A 10,250-nucleotide genomic window follows, 5' to 3' on the forward strand; every position below is an offset into this window, starting at 1 on the left:
TATGAGAGTCTTGGGTGTGCTTGCGGCTTTGTTTGTTGGTTTCGTTTGCTTTGAGAGATTGCGCAGACTCAACCAGGGGTTGGTAGTCCAGCGACGAATGCAATCGCTGGTGACTGTAGTTCTCGCGCCATTCTTTGCCCAGCACTTTAGCCTCTGCCAGACTGCCGAAGCTTTCCACGTTGAGCAGTTCGTCACGCAGCCGGCTGTTGAAGCTCTCGCTGCAGGCGTTCTACACGGGCTGCCTGGCTCGATGCAGCGCGTTTCAAAACCTTGTGCTGATATCCAGTCTCTGACCTTATGCGCGATGAACTCGGGGCCGTTGTCGCTGCGGATATACTTCGGTGCTCCGCGTTGTGCCATCGCTGCCGCTAGCACCCGGACCACATCGGCCGACTCCATGCGCCATTCCACTTCCAGTGCCACGCTCTCGCGCGTGAACTCGTCACAGATCGGCAGCCATTTGAGTCGACGTCCATCTTCCGTCTGATCAAACACGAAGTCGTAACACCACACTTCATTGATCCGTGTGGCTCGCAGACGCTGGCTGCCGCCCTGCGCATTGCCCAGCCTGCGCTTCTTGTGCTGCCGCTGCGGCACGCGCAAGCCTTCGCGAAGCCAGAGCCGCTGCACACGCATCGTGACCCAAGCCAGTGAATTCCAGTCGTCGGAGATGGTGAGATCGAATTCAATCTCGTCCAGCTTCCCTCCTATCAAGAAATCACAAAATGGCAAAATAGGTATCCTCATGCGCATACGGTGGCGCACAGCAGCAGAGGAAGCGCAGGGTCTGGGTGGCGGTGATTTGATGCCACGCGTTCGGTGGAATGAGGATGGCGTCGCCGGGGCAGACGTCGCGTGTTTCACCGTCGATCTCCATGCTCCCCTGCCCTTCGAGGATGAAATAAAACTCTTCGCTAAGCTTGTGGTAGTGGCGCTCGGTCGACTGGCCTACAGGGACAGTTGCTTCAGCGAGGCTTTGGTTCTGCACCGGCGCGTTGGTGCGGTCTAGGATGCTGCGGATCGTGCTCCCGTCCTTGGTGGTGAAGGCGTTCTGCTGGGAAAGCTGGTTGATGGTCATGGTTTGCCCCTAGCCTTAATGCTGAGGCTGGGAGTGTCACTCGAAAATGACTGAAGATGACTTCACGCCGGTTCTCAGGCCACAAGTCCGAGCTCCGAACAAACAAGGGATGAACGGTCAGACGCGAGCAATTCGCTGATGGCGGTCAGAATCTCGTTGGCTGAATAGGGCTTGTTTAGAAACGTGTTGATCTGGAGCGAAGCCAGCGCGGTGGCCTTGTCCTGCCGCCCTTTCGCGCTCCCCATGCCGCTGGTGGCAATGATTTGAACGGAGGGGTCCATTTTTTTCAAAGTGCGCGACAAGGTGACTCCATCCATGAAGGGCATCATGATGTCCGTGAGCACGGCTTTGACCTCTCCCCGATTCTGCGAAAACTGGGCGATGGCCTCCGTACCGTCTCCAGCCGTGATGACACGATATCCGTGCGCGCACAGTGTCTTCTGCACGACTTCGCGGATGACCTCTTCATCATCCACTACGAGGATCAGCTCTCCCTGACCACGGGGTGCCTCCATGGGAGGAGCGGCGATGCTGGCCGCCACCGCATCCGGGGCGGCAGGAAGGTAGATTTCAAAGATGCTGCCCATCGAAACATGGCTGCGCAGATTGACGAAGCCTTGGTGACTTTTGACGATGCCCAGCACCGTAGAAAGCCCCAGCCCGGTGCCCTTGCCGGTTTCTTTGGTGGTGAAAAAGGGATCAAATATCTTGTCGATGACATCGACCGGGATGCCTTCTCCGGTGTCAGACACGCGTATCACCACATAGGGACCAGGCATGGCATCCACGTTCATGGCAGCAAAGTTTTCATCCAACCGGATATTTTCCGTGGTGAGCGAAAGGACGCCGCCTGCGGGCATGGCATCACGGGCGTTGACGCATAGATTAAGGAGGACCTGATGAAGCTGGGTTGGATCACCAATCACAGGCCAGACATCATCAGGCGTACTGCCCGTGAGACTGATGTTCTTGGGGAACGTGCCTGACATGATCTTCATCATGTCAGCAGCAAGCCGGCTGGCCTCTACAACGTGTCGCTGGCCGCTCATGTCACAGTTGACCGTGAGAAGCTGCTTGATCAGATCAGCTCCGCGCTGGGCGTTGGTCTCGATGTTGCCGAGCATTTTTTCAAATTCATCCGGCGGCAGATTGCGGCGCAACATGAAGGAGGAAATGAAAATGGGCGTCAGGATGTTGTTCATGTCGTGGGCGATGCCGCTTGAAAGCCGCCCGACACTTTCCATGCGTTGGGAGCGCAGGAACTGCGCCTCCATGTTTTTCTTCTCTGTGATGTCCTCCACCACGGCGACAAAGGATCTCACGCCGTCCATTTCCAGCACGCTGATGCGTGACCGTGTGATGAACGCGGCGCCATTTTTTTTCCGCGAGCTCATTTCACCCATCCATGCCCCCTTCTCACGCAGAACACGGAAAAGTTCATCCATGGCCTGCCGACCCTCTTCCTGAGGCAGATTTCGGATGACGGAGTAATGCTGGCCGATGAGTTCGCCACCTTCGTAACCGAACATCGTATTACAGGAGTCATTGCTGAACACAATGTGCCCTTTTTCATCGCAGACAGTGACGCCCTCTGCCATGCTTTCTAGCACCTGTCCCTGCATCTTCAGGGCTTCATCCGTTTTTTTGCGTCCAGTGATGTCGGTGTTGATAGTGAGCACCGATTTGGGCTGTCCAGCCGCATCGCGCACGAGAGTCCAGTGACCGACGATCACCAGACTGCCGCCATCCTTGCCGACTTGGTGCAACTCCCCCACCCATTCGCCGGTCTTTATGACTTGTTCGCAGGCCCGTTGAAACGCATCCGAATCCTTGTAAAGCATTTGCGCCACCGAACGACCCGCCACCTCCTGAGCACTCCAGCCATACAACCGCTCAGCGCCTTTGTTCCAGTAGGTGATGCGATGTTCCAAATCATGCGCGAGAATGGCATCTTGTGCTTTATCGAGAAGGGATGCCTGCTCACGGAATTTTTCCTCAAGCCTGCGCCGCTCAGCCATCTCGCGTTTCAGTTCCTCGTAGGATAGCTCAGCCTTTTCACGATGGCGTACGGCATCCGCCATCATGCTCACAGCCGCTGCCTGTGACGCCTCCAGTTCCCGGGTGCGTTCACTCACCATTTGGTGCAAGTCGCCGAACTCGACTTTTGACTCCTGCATTCGCAGCCACTTTTGCGTCAGCGCATTGGCCATCTGCAGGATCTCGATCGTATCAAAAGGCTTCTTCAGCACCAGCAGCCGGTCCTGTGGATCAATCTGCTCCTGCATCTCACTCCAAGAGCAGTCCGAAAACGCTGTGCAGATCACCACCTGCAATTCCGGGCAGATCTGCCAGATCCGTTGAGTCGTTTCGATGCCGTCCCAGCCTGGAGGCATGCGGACATCGACAAAAGCCATGGCATAGGGGCGCCCCTCAGCCAGTGCCTTCTCCACCATTTTCAAGCCTTCTTCGCCTTGGGACGCCGTGTCGATCTCGAAGAGCATGGTCGCTGGAGCCCCAAAAATTCGTGACTCAGCCGCCTGCAGCGCAGCGTCTTCAGAATCAGACTCGCCAAGAATCTTCCGAAAATCATCATGGATGGCCTGGTTGTCATCAATGACAAGAATACGGCGGTTGAGATTATCGGTCATTTTTTTCGTCTGGTTGTGTAGTTAGGTGCGACAAAGGAAGTTCCAGGGTAAAGACTGCTCCGCGGCCGATGCCGTCGCTGTCGGCCGTGAGCTTTCCGCCTATTTCACGCGCCGCCAAGGCACCGCTGTGAAGACCAAAGCCGTGGCCGTCCTTCCGGGTGGTGAAACCGTGTTGAAAAATCCGAGTCAGATTTTCCGGTGCAATGCCAGCACCATTGTCGATGACTTTGATCTTAACGCAGCCTCCTCCACACAATGCGACCCGTACCTTCAACTGCTTGTCATTTCCCACTTGAGCGAGCGCATGCGTGGCATTGCTCAGCAGGTTCACCAAAATCGGCATCACTTTGTGCCGGTCCAACACGACTGGCGGCACCGATTCAAACTCACGCACCAAAGCCACTTCATGACGCGTGAGGCTGGCTGTGCTGATGTTAATGGCGTCTTCAATAATTTCTACAACGTCAAGTGTTTCGAGAATTCCAGCCACACGTGCGTGGTTTTGCTGCATGGTCACGATCTGCTTGATGTGCTCGATGTTGTTTTGCAGACGCTTCACCTCCTCCAAGATCACTTTCTGAGGTTCGGCAAGATTATCCGCCAGTTGAACCAAGTAGCTGGGTAGTTCGATGCCACGAGAGTCCTTGGTGAGAAAATCCGAGAGATTGTGCTCATGCTCCCGCAGCAGTTGAGCCACGCTTTTCAGACTGGAGATCCGGAAGTGACGAACTTTTTTTGCCACGGTTTCCGCAGAGACATTCACGCTGTTGAGGACGTTGCCCACATTGTGCAGCACATTCGTCGCCACCTCCGCCATCCCCGCCTGCCGCGAAGTCATGAGCAGTTGCTTGTGCGCCTCGGTCAGTTCTGCCGTGCGTTCGATCACCTGGTTTTCAATGTGGGCGTTGATGCTCTCCAGCCGGCTGCGCCTTTTGGCCACCTCCAGCGTCTCGGTCAGATTCTGCTGAATCGAAATCATCAGGAACACATCTTCAATCAACACCCACCCCAAGTGCTCCAGCCATCGCCATTGACCCGCATCCATCACACCAAAAATAGATAGCGGCCAGTAGATGCCTCGAACGAAATGATCCACCGCCACCACCAGCGTGGCCGTCACAAGCACGCGCCAGTCCCGATAAAACGCCAGAAAAGTCAGTGAACCAAAGATGTGAAAATGGGTTTCAAACCGGCCGCCCGTGAGATGAATCAGGAGCGCAGAAGTCAGAATCTGAGTCACCGCAATGACATGGCGGGTAACCACACGTCCAGGCCGCCGCCAAGCTAGCAGCACCGGTGCAGCGCTGATTGCCCCCCCCAGACAAAGCGCCGCCCAGACGTGCCACAGCGGCTGGATTCCAGAACCATTCCAAGCCATGGGTGAAATCCACACGGCGATGACTAGGCCGCCCAGCCATTGCATGACCATCAACTTGGCAAACAGGCGATCTGTCAGAATGTGATTGCGGCGTTGGGAGATGCGGTAAAGTCGTGCTGTACGCTCCTCTTCGACCCCTGGCAATTCACCTTTTTTGCGGCTGACTATGGAATACATAAGATCCCTCCTTGCGTGTTTTGCTTCGCAAGACCTTTCTCTTTAGTTAAATAGAGAATCGAAAATATCATGACTATATCGAAATAATAACATTTTTTGTAATTTCTGTAAAATCATAAATGGATATTCGGTCTGCTTTTAACCAGTATTCAGGGGGTATGAGCCTCCCTTTGCCATCCGGCGCGGGCGTGTTCGGGGGAGGTTGAGTGGGATCCGTTCGTGGGGCAGGGTCTGATCGCGTTGATATTCAGAGGAAAGCGAGTTGATGCCTGGGGGCCTAGTGGCTACCTCTTGACCCATGCCTAACGGATTCCCTCTTGAACAGTGCTGTGCGGTGATCACCGGGGCGTCTTCTGGACTGGGGGCGGAGTTTGCGCGGCAATTGGCGCCCTGGGCGGAGGTTCTGGTGCTGGTGGCGCGGAGGGCTGAGGCTCTGGAAGAGGTGAAAAGGGAGCTGTCTGGAGCGAGGACAAAGGTGCTCTGCTGTGTGTCGGATTTGGCAACGGAGGGGGGGCGGAGCGACTTGATTGCCTTTCTCGCGGCGAATGAGGTGAAACCGAACCTGCTGATCAATAATGCCGGGTTGGGTGATTATGGGAGCTTTGCGAGTTCTTCGGTGGAGAAGACGCGGATGCAGATTGAGCTTAATATTACGGCGCTGACAATGCTGACGCATGCGGTGCTGCCGCTGATGAAAACGCCGGGGGGTATTTTGAATGTGAGTTCGCTGGCGAGTACGCTGCCAATGCCGGAGCTGGCGGTGTATGCGGCTTCCAAGGCGTATGTGACTAGTTTTTCTGAGGCGCTGGCGATTGAGCTGGGTCCCAAGGGGATCACGGTGAGCTGTGTGTGCCCGGGGCCGACGCCGACGAATTTTGGGAAGAATGCGAAACGGGAAGGTGGTGGGGATACGAATCGCGATGGGCAGGGTTTGCTGCGGATTCTGCCTTCACAGGTGGTGGGTGAGGCGCTGGGGGGACTGCAACGGGGACAGCCGTGTGTGTTTCCGGGTTGGGGTGTGGCCATTGTGAGCCGGGTGTTTCGGCTGATGCCGCGCGGGATGATGCGGTGGGTGCTGAGGAGGAGGAGTGGGAAGGTATAAGCTGGTTTGCGGATTCAGCGTTCATGACATGTGCAGCATGGCCAAGTGGTGGCGTGAGCCGGCCTGTTTGTGAGCGTGCGGCGAGCGCTGGGGCGAATGGATGTCCTCGCAGTCGGTCGGTTTGGCGGAGGGAGTGGTGGGGCATGGGGATGCCTTCGACGCCAAACACAACCAACCTACGTACCGAGCGGTGCGATCTGAGATGCTTTCTAATGATCGTTGCGCTGGGGTGGTGGGGTGATGTACGTTGGGGGTGTGCGCTGTCCTGCTTGCCGAACTCCTGCGATTGAATCTGATGCTGCTTGTCGGCAGTGTGGATTTTCGCTGGAGGCGGCGGATCGCGCCTTTGGGATTGCTCCGTCTTTGCAGCGGCCGATTGCGGACATCAGCGGGAAGCTGGGGAACTTTGCGGAGAGGCGTGCGGCGCGGGTGATCACGGAGGTGGAGCGGCGGTTTCCGCAACTGAACATCGCGGCGGTGCTGATGGAGGTGCCTGAGCAGGCGCCGCTGGTGCCGTATGCGTTTTGGCTTTTCAACCGGGGCAGTCTTTCGAGTGCGGTGGCGAAGGGCGGAGACAATCATCTGGTGATGCTGCTGATTGATACGAATTCGGACCGGGCGATTACGATGGTGGGCTATGGGCTGGAGCCTTTCATGCAGGAGATGCATCTGCAATCGTGTCTGCAGGCGGCGGAGCAGCCTTTGCGACGCAGGCGGTATGGGCAGGCGATTGAGTCGTTTGCGCGGGAGCTGGACCGGCAGTTGGTGGAGCTGTGCCGACTGGTGCCGAAGCAGTTTGGGCTGGTGGATGAGGCGCTGTGGCTGAATGCGAGTGCGGCGGGAGAAGGTGCTTTAGGTATGGCGGAAAATCGGTATTGATGGTGTCATGATGACACGTCGCGATTTTCTATCTTTGAGTCTTCTGAGTGGAGGTGCTTCCCTGCTCCGCGCTGCGGAGTTTTTGCCGCAGTCGGTGACTTTTAAGGGGGTGGATCAATTTCGGCGGGTGGTGGCGCAGGCGGTGGCGGGCAACTGGGCGGCGCTGCCGATGGGGGCGCGTGTGGCGCAGTTCGGGCAGGCGCTGCGGGGCATCAAGTATGTGGGCTGGACGCTGGAGATTGATGATCGGGTGGAGTCGCCTTCGGCGAACTTTAACGGGCTGGACTGCTGGACGTTTTTTGAGATTGCGCTGGGGCTGGCGCGGATGATCGGGAGGAGGCTGCGTGCTTACTCGCCGATCGATCTGCTGCGGGAGATTGAGGTGACGCGGTATCGCGGTGGGGTGTGCCGTGGGAACTACCTGGACCGGATTCACTACCTGGATGAGTGGTTCACGGACAATGCGGCGCGGGGGAACATCCGGAATGTGACGCGTGATGTGGGGCCGGTGGTGCGGCTGACGGGGAGAGCGAATGATGAGATGTCGCTGAATCCGAAGCTGTATCGTTATCTACGGGCGAATCCGGCGCTGGTGCCGCAGTTGAGGGGGATTGAGGCGAGGCTGGAGCGTGTGCCGTTTGATTTTATTCCGAAGGCGCAGGTGGCGGCGTGTGAGTCGCGGATTCAGAGCGGGGACATCATCGGGATCGTGACGAACCGGGCGCATGTGTTCTGCTCGCACGTGGGGCTGGCGCTACGGACGGGTGATGGGGCGTGCCGGTTTATGCATGCGTCAGTGACGTACAAGAAGGTGGTCGTGGATAAGACGATTCATGAGTATTTGAACTCGGTGAAGAGTCATGCGGGGATCGTGGTGGGACGGGCGAGGTGACGAGGGGGCGTGGTTCTTGGTTCGCCGGAGTAGTGGAGTGGCCGCAAGAAGACGCAGAATCGATCCTTCAAAAAAACGGAGTCGGAGTTTTAACCACGGATTTCACGACCAGCACGGATAAGACCGAAGGCTTCAGGGGCTGTTATCCGTGATAATCCGTGTGATCCGTGGTTATCGATTCCGGTGTTGAACCTCGGATTTCATGAGCAGCACGGATAAAGCCAAGAATCTCCAGTTAAGTCATCCGTGACAATCCGTGTGATCCGTGGTTGAAAATTCTGAGAAAATTGTGGCCTGTGGCACAGTCAGCTAACGACGCGTTTCCAGCGTAGGTCGGCGTGTTTAAAGTTGATCAGGAGGGCCAGCCGAAAGCTTGTGATGGCGAGGTAACCCATCATCTGGGCGATGTGAGTCTCATTGAAGTCGGTGACGACCTTGGGGTCAATGATGATAAGACCATCCACCAGCAGATCGGGAACAAGCGTGTCCACCCACTGGCCGTCGTAAAACACATCGAACCGTCGTTGCTGCTCGATGCTGTGCCCCCGCTTCTTCAACTCGATGACCATCGCATTTTCATAGGCCTTTTCGTTTAGGCCGGGTTTCAAAGTGTTTAGCACCAGCATGGCCGCGCCGATAATCGACTCCGACTGGGGTCGGTAAAGCATCTTGTCTGTTTTCATAGGCAGGAAATTTCGGCATTGAACCACGGATTTCACGAGCAGCACAAATTCATACCATGTTTCAGATGTATCAGAAGGTCGTGGTGGACAAGACGATTCATGAGTCTTTGAACTCGATGAGGAGCCATGCGGGGACTGTGGTGGGGAGATGAGTTTAAGGTTTAAAGTTTAAAGTTGGAGGGATCGGAGCTGGGTTTGCGAAGGGACGGAGGCAGAGATGAGCCGGAGTTTTTAACCACGGATTTCACGACCAGCACGGATAAGACCGATGGCTTCAGGAGCTGTTATCCGTGATAATCCGTGTGACCCGTGGTTAGAGATTCCGGTGTTGAACCACGGATTTCACGACCAGCACGGATAAGACCGATGGCTTCAGGGGTTGTTATCCGTGATAATCCGTGTGATCCGTGGTTAGAGATTCCGGTGGTGAACCACGGATTTCACGAGCAGCACGGATTCATGACTTGTTTCAGACGTCGCAGAAGGTCGTGGTGGGGAGGGCGAGGTGAGGTGAATGAGAAAACCGCAGAGGATGGACGGACGCAGAGTTCTCATGAGAAATTGACCCGGGAGACGGAATTTGCACCGCAAGAGATTGGAAGGCCACAGAGATGAGGCGGGGTTGGGCCTGAGCAGCGGCAGGTCCAAGCCCTTATTAAATACCCAGAGTCGGGTCCGATAGCGCATTCCAGTAAGACACGGGCATCTTGAAAGAATTGAGCCGCATGCCATTGGCGTCAGCTTCTAGGCTAACAGAGGCAGTCCCTTGAAATGTATCCAGTACCTGGCGGAAGGTTCGGGCTGGCACAGTCCATTCGCCAGCACCCAGCACTTCGGCCTCACAACGTGCCACGCCACGGCTGGACTGGAATGCCACCTGCCCGTGGGCTGCGGTGATCTTGAGTGTTTCTTTCTTCCCTGGAACGGCAGGATAGACTTTGCGGATAAGCCCGGCCAGCACGGTTGTAAGTACTTTAACACCCACACAGCCCGGATGCGATTTCGGCGGGGTTGTCGCCTTTGCAGAGACGGGCGAAAGTACGATCTGTGCAGGCACTTCAGCGCCATCTACCCCCAGGATGTTGTTACTGGGATCAATGAGTATTTTCACTGGCACCGGCTGCGGCTGTAGCTTCCCACCGCGTTTCGCGAGCGTCAGCAAACGCCTCTCCTGGATCGTCACCTTGCCGCAGAACTCCCCCTGATAAGGCATGCGTGTCTCCCCCCACGATGACCGCAGGAGTAGCTCGCCCTTATCAAAGTGAAACTCGACCGCCCCGACTCCGGCAAACTTGAAGGCAGCCACGGAGAGCAGCCAGCCAGCAAACTCCTGCCGAGGTACACTGAGAGAGAAGGAATCGGAGTTCATGTGTCAAAGGGGTCTTCACACCTCAATCGTCACGACCACTTCTT

9 protein-coding genes are annotated in these 10,250 nt (G+C 56.4%); 3 read left to right on the forward strand and 6 right to left on the reverse strand.

Annotation, left to right across the window (positions count from 1 at the left end; genetic code table 11):
* The 4 genes from PSV43_RS25735 to PSV43_RS25750 form a co-directional block, all read right to left on the reverse strand.
* Positions 1–765 (reverse strand): DDE-type integrase/transposase/recombinase (locus tag PSV43_RS25735; protein WP_300204593.1); only part of this gene is annotated, 765 nt, incomplete at its 3' end.
* Entirely contained in the window at positions 719–1,078 is a 360-nt protein-coding gene (locus PSV43_RS25740) for a cupin domain-containing protein (protein ID WP_300204596.1), read from the reverse strand. The genes PSV43_RS25740 and PSV43_RS25735, both read right to left, overlap by 47 nt.
* 74 nt (positions 1,079–1,152) lie before the next feature.
* Entirely contained in the window at positions 1,153–3,726 is a 2,574-nt protein-coding gene (locus tag PSV43_RS25745; protein WP_300204598.1) for a PAS domain S-box protein, read from the reverse strand.
* Positions 3,716–5,281 carry an ATP-binding protein gene (locus tag PSV43_RS25750; RefSeq protein WP_300204601.1) on the reverse strand — a complete coding sequence of 522 codons (1,566 nt, stop codon included), beginning with the start codon at positions 5,279–5,281 and terminating at the stop codon, positions 3,716–3,718. The genes PSV43_RS25745 and PSV43_RS25750 overlap by 11 nt, the downstream gene beginning before the upstream one ends.
* A 298-nt stretch (positions 5,282–5,579) precedes the next feature.
* Between PSV43_RS25750 and PSV43_RS25755 the strand changes: the two genes are divergently transcribed.
* The 3 genes from PSV43_RS25755 to PSV43_RS25765 all read left to right on the forward strand — a co-directional run bounded on the left by PSV43_RS25755 (position 5,580) and on the right by PSV43_RS25765 (position 8,154).
* A complete protein-coding gene (locus PSV43_RS25755) occupies positions 5,580–6,383 on the forward strand; it encodes an SDR family NAD(P)-dependent oxidoreductase (RefSeq protein ID WP_300204604.1) in 804 nt (267 codons plus the stop codon).
* 363 nt (positions 6,384–6,746) lie between these two features.
* A complete protein-coding gene (locus tag PSV43_RS25760; protein ID WP_300204607.1) occupies positions 6,747–7,262 on the forward strand; it encodes a TPM domain-containing protein in 516 nt (171 codons plus the stop codon).
* A 7-nt stretch (positions 7,263–7,269) separates the two neighbouring features.
* Complete coding sequence (locus PSV43_RS25765; RefSeq protein WP_300204610.1) at positions 7,270–8,154, forward strand: N-acetylmuramoyl-L-alanine amidase-like domain-containing protein; 885 nt, start codon at positions 7,270–7,272, stop codon at positions 8,152–8,154.
* Between the two features lie 305 nt (positions 8,155–8,459).
* Here PSV43_RS25765 and PSV43_RS25770 read toward each other — a convergent pair whose 3' ends face one another.
* Both PSV43_RS25770 and PSV43_RS25775 read right to left on the reverse strand, forming a co-directional pair.
* On the reverse strand, positions 8,460–8,837 hold the full coding sequence (locus PSV43_RS25770) for a GxxExxY protein (protein ID WP_300204612.1): 378 nt from the start codon (positions 8,835–8,837) through the stop codon (positions 8,460–8,462).
* Between the two features lie 655 nt (positions 8,838–9,492).
* The gene (locus PSV43_RS25775; RefSeq protein WP_300204615.1) at positions 9,493–10,206 is read right to left on the reverse strand and encodes a hypothetical protein; all 714 of its coding nucleotides are present in this window, start codon (positions 10,204–10,206) and stop codon (positions 9,493–9,495) included.
* Between the last annotated feature and the right edge of the window lie 44 nt (positions 10,207–10,250).

Origin of the sequence: Prosthecobacter sp. (assembly GCF_029946185.1) — a bacterium.
In the GTDB taxonomy this organism is placed as follows: domain Bacteria; phylum Verrucomicrobiota; class Verrucomicrobiia; order Verrucomicrobiales; family Verrucomicrobiaceae; genus Prosthecobacter.

What these genes read in the sequence shown, in the direction of transcription:
- PSV43_RS25740 (WP_300204596.1), bottom strand. Translation starts at nt 1,078, where the DNA reads ATGACCATCAACCAGCTTTCCCAGCAGAACGCCTTCACCACCAAGGAC.
- PSV43_RS25745 (WP_300204598.1), bottom strand. Translation starts at nt 3,726, where the DNA reads ATGACCGATAATCTCAACCGCCGTATTCTTGTCATTGATGACAACCAG.
- PSV43_RS25750 (WP_300204601.1), bottom strand. Translation starts at nt 5,281, where the DNA reads ATGTATTCCATAGTCAGCCGCAAAAAAGGTGAATTGCCAGGGGTCGAA.
- PSV43_RS25755 (WP_300204604.1), top strand. Translation starts at nt 5,580, where the DNA reads ATGCCTAACGGATTCCCTCTTGAACAGTGCTGTGCGGTGATCACCGGG.
- PSV43_RS25765 (WP_300204610.1), top strand. Translation starts at nt 7,270, where the DNA reads ATGATGACACGTCGCGATTTTCTATCTTTGAGTCTTCTGAGTGGAGGT.
- PSV43_RS25770 (WP_300204612.1), bottom strand. Translation starts at nt 8,837, where the DNA reads ATGAAAACAGACAAGATGCTTTACCGACCCCAGTCGGAGTCGATTATC.
- PSV43_RS25775 (WP_300204615.1), bottom strand. Translation starts at nt 10,206, where the DNA reads ATGAACTCCGATTCCTTCTCTCTCAGTGTACCTCGGCAGGAGTTTGCT.